Annotated in this window: 15 protein-coding genes; 9 read left to right on the forward strand and 6 right to left on the reverse strand. The window is 35.2% G+C overall.

Annotated features, from left to right (window positions below; translation table 11 throughout):
* Positions 1 to 127: 127 nt before the first annotated feature.
* Positions 128 to 1,417: an aminopeptidase P family protein gene (locus ASU31_RS06470; RefSeq protein WP_057931538.1), complete on the forward strand. Its 1,290-nt coding sequence runs from the start codon at positions 128 to 130 to the stop codon at positions 1,415 to 1,417.
* A 48-nt stretch (positions 1,418 to 1,465) separates the two neighbouring features.
* On the opposite strand, the gene meaB is transcribed toward ASU31_RS06470, so the two are convergent.
* Positions 1,466 to 2,365, reverse strand: coding sequence for a methylmalonyl Co-A mutase-associated GTPase MeaB (gene meaB, locus ASU31_RS06475; RefSeq protein ID WP_057931539.1), 900 nt, complete (start codon positions 2,363 to 2,365; stop codon positions 1,466 to 1,468).
* Positions 2,366 to 2,423: 58 nt separating this feature from the next.
* On the opposite strand from meaB, the gene ASU31_RS06480 reads away from it, so the two are divergent.
* The 5 genes from ASU31_RS06480 to ASU31_RS06500 all read left to right on the forward strand — a co-directional run bounded on the left by ASU31_RS06480 (position 2,424) and on the right by ASU31_RS06500 (position 8,662).
* The gene (locus tag ASU31_RS06480; protein ID WP_057931540.1) at positions 2,424 to 3,299 is read left to right on the forward strand and encodes a hypothetical protein; all 876 of its coding nucleotides are present in this window, start codon (positions 2,424 to 2,426) and stop codon (positions 3,297 to 3,299) included.
* Between the two features lie 62 nt (positions 3,300 to 3,361).
* Positions 3,362 to 4,420, forward strand: a complete 1,059-nt coding sequence (locus ASU31_RS06485) for a glycosyltransferase family 4 protein (protein WP_057931541.1) — start codon at positions 3,362 to 3,364, stop codon at positions 4,418 to 4,420.
* A gap of 302 nt (positions 4,421 to 4,722) precedes the next feature.
* A complete protein-coding gene (locus ASU31_RS06490) occupies positions 4,723 to 6,543 on the forward strand; it encodes an ABC transporter ATP-binding protein (protein WP_057931542.1) in 1,821 nt (606 codons plus the stop codon).
* An 8-nt stretch (positions 6,544 to 6,551) separates the two neighbouring features.
* Positions 6,552 to 7,715, forward strand: a complete 1,164-nt coding sequence (locus tag ASU31_RS06495; RefSeq protein ID WP_083505283.1) for a glycosyltransferase — start codon at positions 6,552 to 6,554, stop codon at positions 7,713 to 7,715.
* On the forward strand, positions 7,712 to 8,662 hold the full coding sequence (locus ASU31_RS06500; RefSeq protein ID WP_057931544.1) for a glycosyltransferase: 951 nt from the start codon (positions 7,712 to 7,714) through the stop codon (positions 8,660 to 8,662). The genes ASU31_RS06495 and ASU31_RS06500 overlap by 4 nt, the downstream gene beginning before the upstream one ends.
* Before the next feature lie 42 nt (positions 8,663 to 8,704).
* Here ASU31_RS06500 and ASU31_RS06505 read toward each other — a convergent pair whose 3' ends face one another.
* Positions 8,705 to 9,814, reverse strand: coding sequence for a glycosyltransferase family 4 protein (locus ASU31_RS06505; RefSeq protein WP_057931545.1), 1,110 nt, complete (start codon positions 9,812 to 9,814; stop codon positions 8,705 to 8,707).
* A 204-nt stretch (positions 9,815 to 10,018) separates the two neighbouring features.
* Between ASU31_RS06505 and ASU31_RS06510 the strand changes: the two genes are divergently transcribed.
* Positions 10,019 to 10,873, forward strand: a complete 855-nt coding sequence (locus ASU31_RS06510) for an alpha-1,2-fucosyltransferase (RefSeq protein WP_057931546.1) — start codon at positions 10,019 to 10,021, stop codon at positions 10,871 to 10,873.
* The gene (locus ASU31_RS06515) at positions 10,870 to 11,877 is read left to right on the forward strand and encodes a glycosyltransferase family 2 protein (RefSeq protein WP_057931547.1); all 1,008 of its coding nucleotides are present in this window, start codon (positions 10,870 to 10,872) and stop codon (positions 11,875 to 11,877) included. The genes ASU31_RS06510 and ASU31_RS06515 overlap by 4 nt, the downstream gene beginning before the upstream one ends.
* Here the strand turns inward: ASU31_RS06515 and ASU31_RS06520 are convergent.
* Positions 11,874 to 12,965, reverse strand: a complete 1,092-nt coding sequence (locus ASU31_RS06520; RefSeq protein WP_057931548.1) for an acyltransferase family protein — start codon at positions 12,963 to 12,965, stop codon at positions 11,874 to 11,876. The genes ASU31_RS06515 and ASU31_RS06520 overlap by 4 nt on opposite strands.
* A 225-nt stretch (positions 12,966 to 13,190) precedes the next feature.
* Between ASU31_RS06520 and ASU31_RS06525 the strand changes: the two genes are divergently transcribed.
* Complete coding sequence (locus tag ASU31_RS06525) at positions 13,191 to 13,937, forward strand: DUF268 domain-containing protein (RefSeq protein WP_057931549.1); 747 nt, start codon at positions 13,191 to 13,193, stop codon at positions 13,935 to 13,937.
* Between the two features lie 169 nt (positions 13,938 to 14,106).
* On the opposite strand, the gene ASU31_RS06535 is transcribed toward ASU31_RS06525, so the two are convergent.
* The 3 genes from ASU31_RS06535 to nusA all read right to left on the reverse strand — a co-directional run bounded on the left by ASU31_RS06535 (position 14,107) and on the right by nusA (position 19,932).
* The gene (locus ASU31_RS06535) at positions 14,107 to 15,339 is read right to left on the reverse strand and encodes an ATP-binding protein (RefSeq protein WP_057931551.1); all 1,233 of its coding nucleotides are present in this window, start codon (positions 15,337 to 15,339) and stop codon (positions 14,107 to 14,109) included.
* A gap of 175 nt (positions 15,340 to 15,514) precedes the next feature.
* Positions 15,515 to 18,625 carry a translation initiation factor IF-2 gene (gene infB, locus ASU31_RS06540; protein WP_057931552.1) on the reverse strand — a complete coding sequence of 1,037 codons (3,111 nt, stop codon included), beginning with the start codon at positions 18,623 to 18,625 and terminating at the stop codon, positions 15,515 to 15,517.
* Positions 18,626 to 18,687: 62 nt separating this feature from the next.
* Positions 18,688 to 19,932 carry a transcription termination factor NusA gene (gene nusA, locus ASU31_RS06545; protein ID WP_057931553.1) on the reverse strand — a complete coding sequence of 415 codons (1,245 nt, stop codon included), beginning with the start codon at positions 19,930 to 19,932 and terminating at the stop codon, positions 18,688 to 18,690.
* Positions 19,933 to 19,934: the final 2 nt, after the last annotated feature.

The raw sequence follows: 19,934 nt of genomic DNA on the forward strand, positions 1-19,934 counted from the left end.
TTTTTAGTAATGCCAAAATTAAACAAAATTTTAAATTTTCAAACTTTTATACAAACTCCGTTCCAAACTTCACAGTAATTAATCATTTTATTACATTTGGCCATTGCCATATAAAAATACCATTTTCATGAAATATCCTACTATTGATCAGTCATTATTTATACTAAACAGAAAAAAATTCTCTAATCACCTAAAAAACAATTCATTAGCTATATTCAACTCAAGTGATGAATTTCCTAGAAGTGGCGATCAGAGCTTTATTTTTAAGCAAAACCCTGATTTATTTTATTTATCTGGAATTGATCAAGAACAAACAATATTGCTATTATTTCCTGATTGTCCTAATCCATTGTACAGAGAAGTCCTGTTTTTAAGACAGACTAACGATTACATTAAAGTTTGGGAAGGATACAAATATACTAAAGAGCAAGCTAAAGCTGCATCGGGTATTCAAGCGGTATATTGGTTGGAGGATTTCGACAACATATTGCATAGCATTGTGAACTATGCTGAACATATTTATTTAAATACAAATGAAAATGACAGGTATGCCCATGAGGTTCCTTATCGTGATATCCGTTTCATTGAGAAAATGCGGGCGAAATATCCATTGCATCATTATGAACGTTCGGCACCAATTATGCGAAATTTACGTGCAATTAAATCAGATGTTGAAGTTGAGCTAACTAAAAAGGCATCAGCAATAACACGCGATGCCTTTATCAGGGTATTAAAATTTACCAAGCCTGGTGTTAAAGAATATGAAATTGAAGCAGAGATTATCCACGAATTTATCCGACAAGGCGGAACAGGCCATGCCTACTCTCCTATTATTGCTTCCGGCCATAATGCAAACATCCTCCACTACAATGATAATAATCAAGAATGTAAAGATGGCGACGTAATACTTTTTGATTTCGGTGCCGAATACGCAAATTACAATGCAGATATGAGCCGCTCCATCCCTGTTAACGGTCGGTTCACCCAAAGACAAAAGCATGTATACAATGCGGTATTGCATGTAATGAAAGAATCGATTAAATTGATTGGCGAAGGAACCATATGGAACACTTACCACGAACAGGTTGGCGAAATTATGACTGAACAACTGATTAATCTCGGACTTATTTCTACAACAGACGTGAAGAACCAAACAGCAGCGTGGCCAGCTTATAAAAAATACTTTATGCATGGCAATTCTCACCATTTAGGCATTGATGTACACGACTTTGCAGGAAGATACACGCCATTTGCAGCAGGCAATATTTTAACTGTTGAACCAGGAATCTATATTCCAGAAGAAGGTTTGGGTATCCGCTTAGAAAATAATATTCTTATCACCGCAAACGGAAATGTAGATTTAATGGCCGATATCCCACTAGAAGCTGAAGAAATTGAAGATATCATGAACAGTTAGTTCAATTGCAGTTGGCCGTTTTCAGTTAACCAGTTTCAAATTTATAGGTTAACCATTGCTGATAAATTCATCAGCAAAACGATAAATATTAAAATCATCTTGCTTTAAGGCTGCCTGAACTTTTTCTAGCAGCCTTTTTTTATCTACCCCCCTCATCCTCTCATGTTGAATGAGTCTCCAGGCTTTCTCTGCAAACAGAAAAGCCCTTCGGTTATGATCAGAAGTAAGCGGGTTGATTATCCAAGCACATAATTCATCAATACCTATATTTTTATCGGCCACAGTTTTTAATATTGGGATAGTCTTCGTGCCCTGATGAACAATTTTCTTTAAATTATTGGCAAAAATAGCTGCACCTTCTCTATCAGCCTTGTTTATCACAAAGCAATCGGCAATCTCCATCAAACCAGATTTGATATTCTGCACCTCATCACCCGATTCGGGAACCAGCACCACGATGGTTTTATCTGCTAATCCGGCAATTTCTACCTCCGATTGCCCAACACCAACAGTTTCTACAATAATCAGATCAAAATTAGCTGCTTTTAAAACATCGACCATTTCGATGGTTTTCGCCGAAATACCCCCCAGAGCGCCCCGGGTAGCTAACGAACGGATAAAAACATTTGGATTGTTAAACTGGCCAGCCATACGGATACGATCACCCAGCAAAGAACCAAAATTAAATGGAGAGGTAGGATCTATCGCCAATATAGCAATGCGCATTCCTTTCGTAACAAGATGACCAGCTATTGCATTTACCAAGGTGCTTTTACCGGCACCTGGAGGTCCGGTAATGCCTAAAACCGGCACATTAACCTGACTATCTAAATCTCTTAAAATCGAATCGGCGGGTGTAATGTTGTTTTCGACAAGGGTTAATGTTCTTGCCAAAACCTTGTAATTCCCGGCTTTTACTTCGCTTAAAATGGATAGATGCGTATTCATCAATAAAACTATCTTTGTACAAATAAACAAAAATTATCAGCTACAAAGCATCCCCATAATGAAAGTTACCGGTTTTACCTTTTTAAGAAATGCAATTGTAAACGATTATCCAGCAAAAGAAGCCATACTTTCAGTATTACCTTTGTGTGATGATTTTATAGTTGCACTGGGCAACTCATCTGATGAGACTTCTGAAATGGTTAAAAGTATCGATCCTAAAATCAGGACCATCGATACCGTTTGGGATGACAACATAAGGGAAGGCGGTCGTGTTTTTGCTGATGAAACCAACAAAGCTTTAGCAGAAATAAGTGAAGATACCGATTGGATGATCTATATTCAAGGTGATGAAGCCATACATGAAGATTACCTCCCCTTGATCAAAAAAGAAATGGAGTTAGCGCTTAACAACAGCAATGTAGAGGCCTTACTTTTAAAATACAAACATTTTTATGCTTCTTATGATTATCTGGCTGAATCCAGACGGTGGTATAGAAGAGAGGTTCGGATTATAAAAAATTTACCAGGGGTAAAATCTTACCGCGACGCGCAAGGCTTCAGAATTAACGACAGAAAGCTTAGGGTTAAGCTAATTGATGCTTACATTTATCATTATGGCTGGGTTAAACCACCAAAAGGATTACAAGGTAAAGTGCGGAACTTTAATCAGTTTTATCAAACAGAAGAATGGATTGAAGAGAATTATCCCGTGCAGGAAACCTATGATATGCACAATGCCGATCGTTTAGTTCATTTTAAAGGCAGCCATCCAAAAGTAATGCAGGAAAGAATTGCTGCTGCAAACTGGAAATTTGAGAAAGATTTAACCAAGGAAACTCCAAAAATGAATTTCCGCAGGAGAGTTCTACAAAAAATTGAAGATTTAACAGGAATGCGTTTGTTCGAATACCGGAATTATAAAATTGTAAAGTAGTCTACAATTTAAATCTGTCTATATTTGCATAATTTTTTTCTTCTAAATACACGATTTAATTAATGGAAAAGCCTAAGGTCTTAGTAACTTTTGATTCGATGAAAGATGCCAATTGTGGCTATTTTTCATTTGGAAAAGGATTAGGCGACGCATTAATCCAGGAAAACAAAGAAAGGTTTGAATTAAAATTTTATCTTTTCAAACAGACAAAATATCTTTTTAACGGCTTGGTTGATATCATTTATCTTTCGAGATTAGATCGGTTATTTTTTAAGAAAAAAAATGATTTCGAAGTTGTTCATCTCTCTGATCAGACCTGCAGATTACGACCTAGCAAAGTAAACGCAAAAAAAATAATGACCATTCATGACATGAATAAGGTTCATTTAAAGTTTAGCAAGCCGCACAGAATCCAGGTATATCTAAAAAAACTAGGCAAGCTAATATCACAGTGTGACAAAATTGTATGTATATCGCAGTTTGTTGCAAATGATGTGAAACACTATTTTCCTGAGTCAGCAAATAAAATCAATGTAATTTATAACGGGGCCGATAAATTAGTTTCAGATGAAAATCATCAGCCAGCTTTTAAACCCAGAAAAAAATTTCTATTTACCATTGGTTTGCTTTCGGTACAAAAAGGTTTTCACTTATTACCTGCATTATTAAAAGATAACGATTTTGAACTGGTAATTTCTGGAAGGGAAACATCCCACAAACAGCGGATTTTAGAGGAAGCAGAAAAACATAATTGTCTGGATAGGGTACACATTACCGGGCCAATTAGCGATGAAGATAAAGCCTGGTACTACAAAAATTGCGATGCTTTTTTATTCCCTTCAGTTGCCGAAGGTTTTGGTCTTCCTGTAATAGAGGCCATGTACTTTGGAAAACCTGTTTTCCTCTCAAAATTCACCTCACTCCCAGAGGTTGGCGGCAACGTGGCTTATTACTTCGATAATTTTGAACCTGAACACATGCAGGAGGTATTTAAAAAAGGAATGAGTGATTTCGCGCAAAATAATCGTGTTAAAGAAGCAATTGCCCAAGCAGAAAAATTTTCGTGGGAAATTGCAGCCAACCAGTATCTGAATTTATATCAGGAATGTTTGGAAAAATAATAAAAAGTAAGTTTTAATGGCAAAATTAACAGGTTTAAAAATATAAGTAAGTTATAATAACAGTTCCTAAACCTGTATTTCATGATAAGGATCAAATAATTAGCGCCCAACGGTTAACGCGATACATCCCCGTAAAACAGCATCTCAATCCATTCTAAAACCCAAGAATTGTAATTTTAATTATGTTGGGTTTCACGATCTTATTCATATGTACGAAAAACCGTACATTTGCCTGAATCTTATTATATTTTTTCTTTACGGCTAAGGTACTTCCCTAAGTTCCGTTATATATACAATACCTAATGAAAACTTATTTTCGTTTATTATCATTTGCCAAGCCCATAGAAAAGTTTGCAATACCCTATCTGATAACTACATTATTTGGTATTTTTTTTAATACTTTTCTTTTTACGCTACTTGGTCCTTTAATGCAAGCACTGTTTTTAGGAAAATGTGATGATCCGACCAAAATTGCAGAAAGTAAAAGTTCATGGGATTTATTAGGCCGCTTTAACAACTACATTGATGGTATTATTGCTGACGATAAAATCCTGGCGCTAAAAGTAATTTGTGTTATTATTATTGCAACAGTATTTCTTGCTAATTTTTTTCGCTATTTCTCTCAGCGTTTTATGGAAGATTTACGTGTGCATACGCTACTTAACATACGTAAAACGGTTTTTAACAACGTAATGAATTTACATGTTGGCTACTTTAATAACGAACGCAAAGGCGATATTATATCAAAAGTAGCATCTGATGTGCAGGTAGTTCAGTTTACAGTTACCAACACACTGCAGGTTGTTTTTAAAGAACCGTTACAATTACTGTTTTTTATTGGGGTATTGGTTTCCATCTCTGCCAAATTAACTTTATTCTCTTTATTGGTTATTCCGATTTCAGGCTTTATCATCAGCAAAATTGTAAAAAGATTAAAACAACAAGCCACACAATCACATGAATCTTTTGCAAAAATGATTGGTTTTTTAGATGAGTCGTTAAGCGGCATTAAGATTATTAAAGCTTTTAACGCAACAGAACGTGCAAAGGAAAGATTTGATACCGAAAATAAGTTTTACTCTTTTTTAAACAGAAAAATGGCTAGAAGGCAACAATTGGCCTCTCCAGTTTCACAAACCTTGGGTGTTTTAGTTGTTGTATTTATTCTTTTATATGGTGGTACGTTAATATTAAGTGGAAAAGGCGATTTGAAAGCGGCAGAATTTGTAGTTTATTTGGCTACTTTTTCTCAAGTATTGCAACCCGTAAAAGCGATCGCCGATTCCTTTAGTGGCATTCACTCAGGTATTGCTGCCGGCGAACGTGTTTTAGACCTTATTGATACCAAACCAGCTCTAGTAAATAAAAGTGATGCAGAAGTATTAGCTAATTTCAGCAATGCACTAACCTTCGAAAATGTTTCATTCTTTTATGGCGATAAGCAAGTATTAAATAACATTAATATTAATATAGAAAAAGGGCAAACAGTAGCGCTTGTAGGGCCTTCTGGAGGCGGGAAAAGTACATTAATGGATTTAATCCCTCGTTTTCATGATCCAAAATCAGGAACGATTAAAATTGATGGCCACGATTACAGAGAACTTACTGTTGAAAGCATCAGGGCACAAATGGGAACTGTTAATCAAGAATCTTTTCTATTTAACGATACCATTTTTAATAACATTGCGTTTGCCAAACCAGATGCCACAATGGAAGAAGTTGTTGCCGCAGCGAAAATTGCAAATGCGCACGATTTTATCGAGAATACAGAAGATGGTTATCAATCTTTTGTCGGCGACAGAGGAAATAAACTCTCAGGAGGCCAGAAACAGCGTGTTTGTATTGCAAGGGCTGTATTGGCTAACCCACCAATCATGTTGTTGGATGAGGCCACTTCAGCCTTAGATACAGAATCTGAAAAATTAGTGCAGGATGCCTTAAATAACCTGATGAAAAACCGCACCTCAATTGTAATTGCTCACCGTTTAAGTACGATACAACATGCCGATAAAATTGTGGTGATAGATAAAGGCTGTGTAGTAGAAACTGGAAGCCACAATGAGCTAATGAACAAAAATGGTTTATATAGGCGCTTAATCGACATGCAGGCCTTTAACGACTAAATATTTAGATGAGGAGAGTATTATTTTTTATGCCTGATAATCCGCTAAAAAAAAATGCGGGTAACAGAACCAGGGCTTTAAGTATGTTAAGCTATTTTAAATCAAGAAATTTTGAAATTGATTTTGTAAGCGAGTATTTCACCGGAAAATGGAACGAAACAGATATTAAAGCATTTGAGCAAGCAGGCTTGGCCAGTAATACTTATGTAATTAAAAAAAAACCATCTAAAAAAAACATATTCTATTATCTGCTTTTTTATAAACTGCCGAATTTTTTCTATCAAAATAAAGCTTGGTTCTTTCCGCTTCACTTTCCTGAATTGGTCACCTTAAGGTTTAAGAGGGCTTTCAAAAAAATTCTAAAAAACAACGATTACGATTATATCTTTATTAATTATGCCAGTTGGGCTACATTGGTAGAGGATAACCACTTTACAAAAAAATCGACAAAAGTAATTGATACACACGATTTTATAACGGCTCAACTTCAAAAAAAAGTTAATATTGGCCAATCTTTTAAAGAAGAAATCAGAAGAATTTCCCTATTTGATATTGCTTTAGCGATTTCTGTCGAGGAACAGTATATCTTTAGTCAATTTTGTAAAAACAAGGTCGTGTTAGCGCCAATGATGCTTGATAAACCACAAAATCTTCGTGATATTAATGAAAAATCATTTGATCTGATATATGTAGCTAGCGATAATGTACATAATCAAAAAGCTGCTCATTGGTTTTTTAACGAGGTATACCCATTATTACCAAATAACATACAGATATGCGTCATTGGGCAGATAAACGAGCATCTTTCAATAAAGGCCCCGAATGTTGTTTCCGTAAACTTTGCCGAAGATTTATCAATTTATTACCAAAATGCTAAAGTAGCGCTATGCCCTATGCTTACGGGTACTGGAACCAAGATAAAAGTAGTAGAAGCATTATCTTATGGCCTGCCCGTGGTATGTAACACAAGGGGAATTGATGGATTGATCAATAAAACCAATAATGGCTGTTTGGTTAGTGATGACCCCATTGAATTCGGAAATAATATCATACTACTATTAACAGACGAGTCGGAATATAAAAAACAGGCAGAAAATGCTTTAGATGCTTTTAGCATCAATTATGAAAAGGAACACTGCTATAAAAATCTTGATAAATTATTTTTGAAATGACCTTATTTTTTACTGTAGCAACCACAAATTATCTCCCTTTTGCTGTATCATTATTAGATTCGGTTAAAAAGTATCATCCAGATTTTGAATTCTGTATATGTCTTGCCGATTACATTACGGATGATGAAATAGAGCGTAATAACCTGATGAATAAATATCCGATTGTTCAACTTCATGAACTAGGTGTAGATGAATTTGATTTTATAACTCAAAATTATAACCCGATGCAATTGGCCAATTGTTCAAAGGTACTTTTTGCCAAATATTTTTTAGACCAAGTTCATATTAATCAAGTTATTTTTTGCGATTCTGATACGTTCTTTTTCGGACCTTTACCCAAAAGCACAGTTAATGATCACGAAATAATACTAAGCCCACATTTTACACAGCCGCCCAGCATTGATATGAAACGTCAAGAGTTGGAGGTTTTAAATGCTGGTTTGTATAACGGAGGTTTTTTTAAACTAAGAAAATCACCCCAAACGTTTAAATACCTTGCATGGTTACGCGAGCGTTCGGTTAAAGAATGTATATACGATTTTAAAAGGGGATATTATGGTGAGCAATTGTGGCTGAATCTTGTTCCTTTATACTTTAAAGAAACTTTTATAGAAAGAAATGAAGGCGTAAATGTAGCATATTGGAATTTACACGAACGAGAAATTTCAGAAGTAGACGGTTCTTTCTTTGTCAACAATATTACTCCACTTAGCTTTTTTCATTATAGTGGTTGGGATTACTTCGCACCTGAAGAAATTTCTAAATGGGCTTTATTTACATCAGAAATGCGCCCAGAGATTAAGCCTTTACTACTAAAATATCATGAAGCGCTTCAAGCCAACGAATACGAACACTACATTAACAAGCCCAACTATTATACAAGTAAAAATAACTTAAATAAAAAATCGTTTTTTAGTACTTTAAAAAAGAAGTATTTTAAACGCTAAAAGATTTTAATTAGGCTATAAAGTTTTTTGAATCGTATTTTTTTAAGTCATTTCATCTAAGATATCCTCTAAAATTGCAACTTGTTTTTTTACTTCGTACCCAAGTGCCTGTCTTTTAATTTCTTCTTTATTAAAAGCTAAAGGATTACTTTCAATCTCCTTCATTGCATAAGCCAAATCCTCAATTCTCCAAGAGTTAATAACTCTACCAGTATGTGGATATACAAATTCACTAATCCCTCCAGAGTTAAATCCTACAATTGGTTTGCCTAAAGCAGCGGCCTCTAGCATTACCAATGGGAACGAATCTTCTCTTGACAGCAACAGGAAAGCATCAGCCGAGTTAAGATAATTATAATATTCCTCTCGCTGAACACCTAAAAACTTAACCCTACCGGGGAAATTAATATGTAAAGCTTTCTCTGTGTAATAATATAAGCCAGTATATTCATCGCCTCCAATCCAAATAAACTTAAAATTTTGAGGGACTACTTTAAGCAAAGTAACTAAAAAATCAATCCCTTTTATTAAAGATGTTTTTCCTGAAATTGCCCATACAAAATCATCACTGCTAAAACCAATAGCTGCTTTTACTTCTGGAGCTAATTTAGTGTAGGTTATTTTATCAGTATCAATAAAACCATATAATAGTTTCACATCTGTTCTCCCCATATCCCTTATCTTATTACACACAGCTTCAGAACAACCAATAAGGATTGATGAATAGTTGATAATTCTCTTTAAATCATTATATGTAATGAAATTATAAGCTATTGTTAGTTCATGCACATGTGTTATAATTTTAACCCCTAGTTTTTGTGCTATTTCGTAAACCTCAGGGATTATTATAGTATTAACATACCAAAAATCAACATTATTCTTTTTATGAATTTGTTTTAACTGATATTCTAGTGGATTAACCTTGAAGGCCTTTAAAATTGCTCTGAATGCCTTTCGAAATAAATTTTTACTCTTTTTGTATGGTAAAAAGTATTTAATATGCGTGGGCAAAACATCTATAAAATCTCCTCTTTCTTTACAGAATATTAAAGGGGTAAACTTATTTTTATTTAGATGATTTAAGGAATACCACAAAAGCATTTCTGAACCTCCCCTACCTAAATTTTGTGTTATAAATAATATTCTTTTCATAACAGAATAATCAATTGAATAAAAAAACCTATTAATTTGTGTAATTCTACTCAAGACGCAAAATAAAGAATAAATAGTTTAAAAAATTTTATTTTGTCTTATTTAGATTATTTTATTTCTCTTTCGTGGTATCTTCGCGATTTAATAAATTCATCTTTCAGACTAAAAAATGTTATTTTATTCGAAAACAATTAATGCTTATTAATGAAAATTGTAAAATTATTGGGTGGCTTAGGCAATCAAATGTTTCAATATGCTTTCTACAGGTCGTTACAAAATAAGGGCATCAGTGTTTATGCAGATTTATCTGATTTTGATGAGTATCCTTTACATAATGGTTATGAATTGGAAAGAATTTTTAACTTAAAAGTAAAAAAACCAAGTAAATTTCTTTTAAACCTATTTAGGCCCAATCAAACCAAATGGATATTTAGAAAACTGAAAAGAATTTTAAACTTAAAAAACACATACAGGGTAGAAGAAAATGAATTTATGTTCGATGCCTCTTTTTTCAACAATGCCAATAAGTATTATTTTGGGTACTGGCAAAATGAAGAATATTTTCACGATATAGCAGAGAAAATAAAACATGATTTTAAATTTCCTAAAATTGCAGGTACAGAAAACCAAACCGTTCTGCAACAAATTGTAGATACGGAAAGTGTAGCTATCCACGTAAGAAGAGGTGATTATTTAAAGGATCCTTTATTCGGCGGTATTTGCACCCTGGATTATTATGAACAAGCCATATTGAGCTTAAATTCAAAGATTAAAGATGCTCAATTCTTTGTTTTTTCGGATGATATGGCTTGGTGCAGACAAAACCTTAACCTTAAGAAAGCAACATACATCGATTGGAACAAAGGGAATAATAGCTATATAGACATGCAACTGATGAGTAACTGTAAACATAATATCATTGCAAACAGCAGCTTTAGCTGGTGGGGCGCATGGCTAAATAACAATAACAACAAGGTAATTATTGCTCCAAAAAAATGGATAGCTAACCTAACACCTAATGATTGCAATATCTGCCCTAAAACTTGGATTAAGATATGAAAAAGCCTAAGATAACGGTATTTATGGCGGCATATAATACTTCTGGTTTCATAGAAGAATCCATCTTAAGTATTTTAAACCAAACATTTATAGATTTTGAACTTCTTATTATAGACGATGGATCAACAGATAACACAGCATTGATAGTCAAAACATTTAACGATACCAGGATTCGCTTTATACAAAATAATGGTAATAAAGGACTACCATTTACAAGAAATAGGCTCCTCGAACTAGCGAGGGGTGAGTACATTGCAATTCTGGATAGTGATGATATTGCTTATCCCGAAAGACTGGGGCTACAGTTAAACTTTTTTTCTTCAAATCCGGAAGTTGCGCTATGCGGAGGACATGGTAAAATTATTGATAAAAATGGAGTCGAATCAGAAAAAAAAATAATTGTACCCACGGGCGATTCGATAGGCATGCAGATGTTATTTGGGAATCCTTTCATAAATTCGAGTACGATGTTTAAAACTGAAATTTTTCGAGAACTTAATGGCTATAGAGATTTTGCATTAGCAGAAGATTATGATCTTTTTACCCGGATTTCAGAAAGACATAAAGTAGCAAATATTGATGCCTTTTTGGTTAAGTATCGGATACATGGCGAAAATATAACATTAAAAAGATCGGAGGATCAGAAAAAAAACGAACTGAAAATTCTTAAAAATATGCAAGGTAACTTGGGAATGTCGTTTAACATAAACAATTTAAATCGACACGAGGAATTATTTACTAATAATTTAAATGAAGCCCATTTTCAGGGATACTTCGAATTATTAGTCTCGATGAAAATTGCAAACACAAAATCAAAGAGATTTGATATCATTAAAATGAACCAATTTTTATTTAATAAGTGGTATGAAATACTACGATTAAAAAAATCCAATACTAAGGCATTAAATTGGTTTTTCAAAAAAGAATTATACGACAGGGAGTTTTTTAACTTTAAGCAATTCAGGAAAATATTTAAAATTAGTCTTAGAGGATTGATTAATTAATTCCCTACCATCCACTTCATTTTTGTTTTACCGATAGCTTTAGTCAAGAAAAAACTTATACTATAGACAACTAAAAATCTAAACAGCAGTATTCCGGTATTTTGCCACACGTTAAACTCAAGAAAATTCAACTCTAAAGGTTGAAAAATTAAGGGGAGCCCTCTGCCAATAATGATCACATGTATTAGATAAATACCGAATGTGGTTTCTCTCGGTCGTAAATTTCGCTGTAACCAGTTTAAGCTGCCAACTTTCAACAATAGCACAAACATAATTAAAGAATATATGATATTACTCAAACGCAAGGTATTGTATGCATCTTTGATCCCAATGCTATTAAGGTAGGTAGATTCTCCAACAGCTAAGCAAAAGGAAACAAGCGCTAAAGTTATGATTATAAACCACGAAGCGGCTTTAATCATACCCATTACCTTATCATAGTATTCGTTAAAATAAACGCCAAGCCATAAATAAAATATAAAACCAAAAATAGCTGTAGTATGCGTAGTAGCAATCCAGCCCTCATAGATATTTAAGCTATAAAATAACGAAAACAAAGCTAAAGCTACACCAAACCAAACATTATACAAATATTTTTTAAACAGTAATAAAACCGTAATACAGATTAGAAAATTAAGAATGAACCAATACGGGCTGATGAGTACAAGCTGTGTAAAGGTTTCATAAAGATATAGGAAAAAATTACTCCCTACCAGGCCCATAGCGCTTCCTCTGCTGTGAGCAATGAAACGATCTAAAATCCCTAACATAATTAAAATAAATATCCAAAATAACCACGGCCCGATGGTTTTCTTAAATCTGTTTTTCAAATATTGAAAAGGTGTATATTCATCAAACTTATGGTTAATTAAAAAACCACCAATTAGAAAAAAAGCTATTGTACTAAATTTAAAAGATTGTATAATACAACTCTCAATAATGTTTTCGAACTGCCTGCTATAGTGATTTGGAGAAACAACCCCGCAATGCTCAATAATAATACCGATCATAGAAATGCATCTGATTGAATCGACAAAAGAAAAATTCTTTGTTTTAGGTTTTGTTACTTTTATTGACTCGGCGTTCATTGAATTCTTTTAAATTGTTTGCGAATATCCACAAAAAATGATCTTATATAAAAAATCAATTGTGTTTTAACATCTGTGTATAAAGAATATTACGCGTATATTAAATCATTATCAAACCGGCAAGATCACGAAAACATGCCATAATCTTACAGAAACTAACTAGGCGCTGTTAAAAGATTTCGTTAAATAATTATCTTATCTTAGTTACTCTAATAATTAAACTTTGTGATTAAAAAAATAAGAAAAATATTTTCGCGGGAAAATTCCAATATTATAAAATTCAAAACAGAATTTAAGCAACTGCTTGATCTGGAAAAGCGTTCAACAAAACGTTTTTCTTTGGAGGAAGAAAATCTTTATCCATGTTTATCAGATAGTACAGCACAAACAGGCTTCGACAGGCACTATGTTTATCACCCTGCCTGGGCAACAAGAATCATCATAAATAATGCACCTGCCAATCATATAGATATCTCGTCTACGCTGCATTTCTGTTCTATGCTCTCCGCAATTTTACCTGTTGAGTTTTATGATTACCGCCCAGCAAAATTAGAATTACCAAATTTGAAATCGTTGCCTGGCGATTTGATGAATCTTCCTTTCGAATCAAATTCAATAGAATCATTATCATGTATGCATACAGTAGAGCATGTAGGGTTAGGTAGATATGGTGATCCGTTGGATTACGATGCGGATATTAAAGCCGTAAAAGAATTGACTCGGGTATTAGCAATTGGTGGCAATTTGTTATTCGTTGTTCCTCTAGGGGCAAAAGATGTCATCTGTTTTAATGCGCATCGCATTTATTCAAAGGATCAGGTTTTAAATTTGTTTTCAGATCTGGAACTTAAAGAATTCACATTAATACCTGAAGATGAAGCAGACGGCGGGTTAGTGGTTAATCCATCAAACGAATTACTTAAAAAACAGTTTTATGGCTGTGGCTGCTTTTGGTTTACTAAAGTTAAATAACCTCCCATTATGTAAAAAAGAGCCTCAATTTATTATTGAAGCTCTTTTAATATTTATATATGTAAACATTACAGTTTATGAAGCTGAGACATACCAAAATAGTTTCTCTCTAACAAAAGGCATCGATATTTTTAATGCCGATAAGTTGGTTTATCTTCTCATCAACAAGCTATAACCTGATAGCCTCTATTGAATCATTTTTTGTAAGTATCTTACAAACACATTCTAAATCAAAATCAGGATATGCCTCTACAAATTTTTTATACTTGGTTGGCTTAAACTGAACATCATTATATTTCACCTCGTAAGCAATTCCTTTGTTTAAGTGTTTTTCTACAATAAAATCTACCTCATTACCATCAGCAGTTCGCCAAAAGTGCAGATTATCTATATCAAATAACTGCCTTAACCTACAATAGACATAATTTTCTAACAATTCTCCTTTGTCTGCCCTATCGTTCAGTTTAGAAAAGTTATTTAACAATACATTACGCAGACCATTATCATTAAAATAGATCTTTGGCATTTTGGTTAATTCTTTGCGTACATTGCCATAAAATGGAGACAGTAATTGTACAATAAAGGTTTTCTGCATTAAATAAATGTAGTTTTCTACCGTGGCACTGGCCATTTGCAAGGTATTTCCCAGCTCATGATTATTCAGCAGATTGCCTGTTTGATCGGCCAATAATCTTGCTAGCTGAAAAAACTTTAATTCTTCTTTAATGCCCGCTTCTAAAGCATCCTTTTTCATGTAGCTATTTACAAGTTCTTTAAGCATTTCCTGCTTTTCCTGTTCAGTATCAGCCAAAACTACAGCAGGATAACCGCCATAAACTAAATATTCGTCAAAAAGTGAATTTATACGGTTACGTTGAAGCCCCTGATATGTAACCCTTTTCTTCATCTGCTCCCAATCTGCAATTAAATTATCCTCCCCTTTAAAGTGCAGGAACTCATCGAAAGCCAAAGGAAAAAATTCAAATACCTTTTTTCTTCCCGCTAAACTATCCTTAAAGCTTTTATCAATGTAAAATGCACTACTCCCTGTTGCAATAATTTTTAATTTTGGGGCATACTTATCATACAAAAGTTTTAAAAAATTACTGGGATCTTTTGCATATTGAACTTCGTCAATAATAATATATAATCTTTTATCTGCAGGAACATCAGCTGGTAATAATGTATAATTAAAGATATTTTCAGCATGATGATTTACAGCTTCTAAAATAGCAGGATCTTCAAAAGTCAGAAAATAAACCAATTCATTAGCTTGATTTAACTGTTCAGCCAATTGTTTAACCAGTGTGGTTTTACCGATCTGTCTTGGACCTATCACGATAGTATGCTGAGGCTTACCCAAATGGTCTTTTAAAGATTTTAGCGCTCCTGATCTTTCCATAATCATCAATATCAAAAGACAAATATATGATATTTTCAAGATTGAAACTCAAAATTATCCGATAATTTTAAGATTGAAACTCAAAATTATCCGATAATTTTAAGGTTAAAATATTACAGACACAAAAAAAGTGGCCTTTTTAGGAGGCCACTTAATTTTATAACGTTCTGTATACTTACAGTTTTCTAGCTACTTCTACTTGTTCGTAAGCTTCTACGATATCGCCAACTTCGATGTTGTTAAAGTTCTGAATGTTTAAACCACACTCGTAACCTTTATTCACTTCTTTCACATCATCTTTAAAGCGTTTTAACGATGCCAATTCACCTGTGTATACTACAACACCATCCCTAACGATACGGATCTTGCTGTTACGGGTAATCTTACCATCCAATACCATACAACCTGCAATGGTACCCACTTTAGTAATTTTGAAAGTCTCGCGAATCTCAACATTAGCCACAATTTTCTCTTCAAATTCTGGATCCAACATACCTTCCATCGCTGATTTAATCTCATTGATTGCATCGTAGATGATAGAATATAAACGGATATCGATCTGTTCAGCTTCTGCAAGTTTACGTGCACCTGTTGATGGACGAACCTGGAAACCAATAATAATCGCATCTGAAGCCGAAGCTAACAATACATCAGATTCTGAAATCTGACCAACACCTTTACTGATGATATTGATCTGGATCTGCTCAGTTGATAGTTTCAACAATGAATCGGCCAATGCCTCGATTGAACCATCCACATCACCTTTAACAATGATGTTAAGCTCTTTAAAGTTACCGATAGCCAAACGACGACCGATCTCATCCAATGTAATGTGTTTCTGTGTACGTAATCCCTGCTCACGTTGTAACTGCATACGTTTGTTTGCAATATCACGTGCTTCGGTTTCACTTTCTAAAGCATTAAATCTATCACCAGCTGTAGGCGCACCTTGCATACCCAAAACCTGTACCGGTTGTGATGGGCCCGCTGATTCTACTTTAGCACCACGCTCATTGGTTAATGCTTTTACACGTCCGCTATAACTACCCGCTAAGATTGGATCTCCCACTCTTAACGTACCGGCCTGAACCAATACCGTAGTTACAATACCACGTCCTTTATCTAATGCCGATTCAATTACAGTACCTGTAGCTCTCTTATTCGGATTTGCTTTAAGCTCTAATAATTCAGCTTCTAATAATACTTTATCTAAAAGTAAATCAACATTTAAACCGCTTTTGCTTGAGATTTCCTGTGATTGATATTTACCACCCCAATCTTCAACCAAGATATTCATAACTGATAACTGCTCACGTACCTTATCTGCATTTGCACCTGGTTTATCTACTTTAGTGAAAGCAAATACCAATGGTACGCCTGCCGCCTGTGCGTGGTTAATCGCCTCTTTAGTTTGAGGCATCACCGCATCATCAGCCGCGATAACAATAATGGCAATATCAGCAGCCTTAGCACCACGTGCACGCATTGCTGTAAAGGCTTCGTGACCTGGAGTATCTAAGAAGGTTACTTTTTTACCAGTTGGCGTAGTTACCATGTAAGCACCAATGTGCTGGGTAATACCACCTGCCTCACCAGCTACCACATTTGCTTTACGGATATAATCCAGCAATGAGGTTTTACCGTGATCGACGTGACCCATAATCGTAACAACCGGAGCTCTTTCGATTAAATCAGCCTCGTTATCTTCTTCCTCAATTACATTTTCTTCATCCTCATCTGGTTTAACGAATTGAATTTCGTAACCAAACTCATCCGCAACAATGGTTAAAGTTTCAGCATCTAAACGCTGGTTAATGGAAACGAACATACCCAGGCTCATACAGGTACCAATAATTTTGGTAACCGGCACATCCATCATGCTCGCTAACTCATTAGCCGTAACAAATTCAGTTACTTTTAATATTTTCGATTGCGATTCAAGCTCATTTGCAGCCTCTTCTGCGTTCGACGCTACATCATCACGTTTCTGACGACGTAATTTAGCACGTTGTGCAAATTTACCCGATTTACCAGCACCACTTAAACGAGCAAGTGTTGCTTTAATCTGATCTTGAATTTCTTTCTCAGTAGGCTCTTCTTTAGGTCCGCTTGGTGTAGCATTTCTATTTTGGAAACCCGGTCTGTTATTGTTGTTATTTCTATTTCCTTGATATGGAGTTCCACCTTGTCCCGCTGGTCTGTTGCCCTGGTATGGAGTTCCACCGCCTGGCCTGTTACCTTGATAAGGTGTACGAGGTTGCCCTGGTGTACCACTTTGACCTTGGCCCTGACCTTGACCTGCAGGATTATTTTGTCCTTGCTGGCCTTGACCACCATGTTGACCTGGTTGGCCAGGTGCTCCCGGAGTTTTTTTGCGTTTACGCTTACGTTTAGCGGCTTCACTATCGCTAGATGATGCTACTGGACCGTTTCTTCTATCCGGTGTTGTTGGTAAAACAATTTTACCAATAATATTCGGGCCGGTTAATTTAACGGTACGTGCTTTAATTACCTCAGGCTCGTTGTTTACCGGTTTTGCTTCAGCTGGTTTTTCTTCCACTTTAGGTTGTTCAACTGGTTTTACAGGCTCCGGTGCTTTAACCACTGGCGGTTCTACAACAGGTGCTGGTGCAGCAGGTGTTTCTTCCTTTTTAACCTCAACCGGTTTTTCTTCCACTTTAGGTTGTTCAACTGGTTTTACAGGTTCTGGTGCTTTAACCACAGGCGGTTCTACAACCGGTGCTGGTGCAGCAGGTGTTTCTTCTTTCTTAACCGGGCGTGTTTTTGAGTTAAGATCATTTAAATCGATCTTTCCTACAATTTTAACCCCTGGCAATCCAGTTTCTTCAACCTTATCTTCTGCCTTAGTTTCTTTTACTGGCTCTACTGCTGCCGCAGATACTGGTGTTGGCGCTGGCGCTTCTACCTTAGGGGTTTCTACAACCTTTGGTTTCTCTACCGGAGGTGTAAATGATTGAGCATTTTTAATTAAAATCTCTTCATTTTTCTCAAAATCGGTATTCTTCTTCGGCGCTTCTACTGGCTTTTCAGTCTCAGGCTCGTCACGACGTATTTTACCAATCACTATTTGTTTGGCTTCTTCTCTTACGATCTTATCTCCCTGATACTCTTTCAATAAGGCATTATACATGTCTCCCGTAAGTTTAAACATAGGGCTCTTCTCGGCAGAGAATCCCTTTTTGTTTAAAAACTCAACGGCCGTACCCATGCCTATATTAAGTTCTTTAATAGCTTTAATTAAAATGATTGGTTTGTCGTCTGACATTTAGCTCCTGTTATTGTTTTTTATTTAATACAAAAGTAGTGTTTATTTGGCAATTACACCACTTATTCAAATTCTGACTTCAAAATTTGAACCACTTCTTTAATGGTTTCCTCTTCAAGGTCGGTGCGTTTTACCAAATCTTCTACTGTAAGTGCTAATACACTCTTAGCAGTATCGCAACCGATAGCCTTTAATTCATCAATGATCCAGCTATCAATCTCATCTGAGAATTCTTCTAAATCAACATCCTCGTCGTTTTCTTCTCCGGCTTCGCGATACACATCAATTTCGTAGCCAGTTAATTTACCAGCCAGTTTAATATTGTGTCCGCCACGTCCAATTGCCAATGAAACCTGATCTGGTTTTAAGTAAACCGATGCATGTTTAGTTTCATCATCCAATTTAATAGAGGTGATTTTTGCCGGGCTTAACGCACGGGTAATGTATAATGAAATATTATTGGTGAAGTTAATCACATCAATGTTTTCGTTTTTCAATTCGCGAACGATACCGTGAATACGTGATCCTTTCATACCCACACAAGCACCTACCGGATCGATACGATCATCATATGATTCAACAGCCACTTTAGCACGTTCTCCCGGTTCGCGAACAATTTTCTTAACCGTAATTAAACCATCGAAAATTTCTGGGACTTCCTGTTCGAACAGGCGTTGCAAAAATTCTGGTGCTGTTCTCGAAATGATAATTTTCGGGTTAGCGTTGATCATTTCTACTTTAGAGATTACCGCTCTCACAGAATCTCCTTTTTTGAAATAATCTGCTGGAATCTGCTCTGTTTTAGGCATTAAAAGTTCATTACCCTCATCATCTAAAACCAAAGTTTCTTTTTTCCAAACCTGGTAAACTTCACCTGTTACGATTTCGCCAACTCTATCTTTATATTTTTTGAAGATCTCGTCTTTCTCTAATTCCAATACTTTAGATACCAAAGTTTGACGGGCAGCTAAAATTGCTCTACGGCCAAAACTTTCTAAAGTAATCTGCTCGATATAATCATCGCCAACTTCTAAAGTATTGTCTAATTTAGAAACTTCAGCAAGCTCGATCTCTAAATCATCATCCTCAGAAAATCCATCCTCCATTACTTTTCTCGTTCTCCAGATCTCCAAATCCCCATTATCCGGATTCACAATAACATCACAGTTTTCGTCTGTTCCGTATTTTTTACGCAACATGCTACGAAAAACTTCTTCCAGCACACTGATCACCGTTGGGCGATCTATATTTTTGAAATCTTTAAACTCTTGAAAAGAGTCGATCAAATTAATTGTTGTAGTACTCATTT

It is taken from the genome of Pedobacter ginsenosidimutans (assembly GCF_001442625.1).
GTDB lineage: Bacteria > Bacteroidota > Bacteroidia > Sphingobacteriales > Sphingobacteriaceae > Pedobacter > Pedobacter ginsenosidimutans.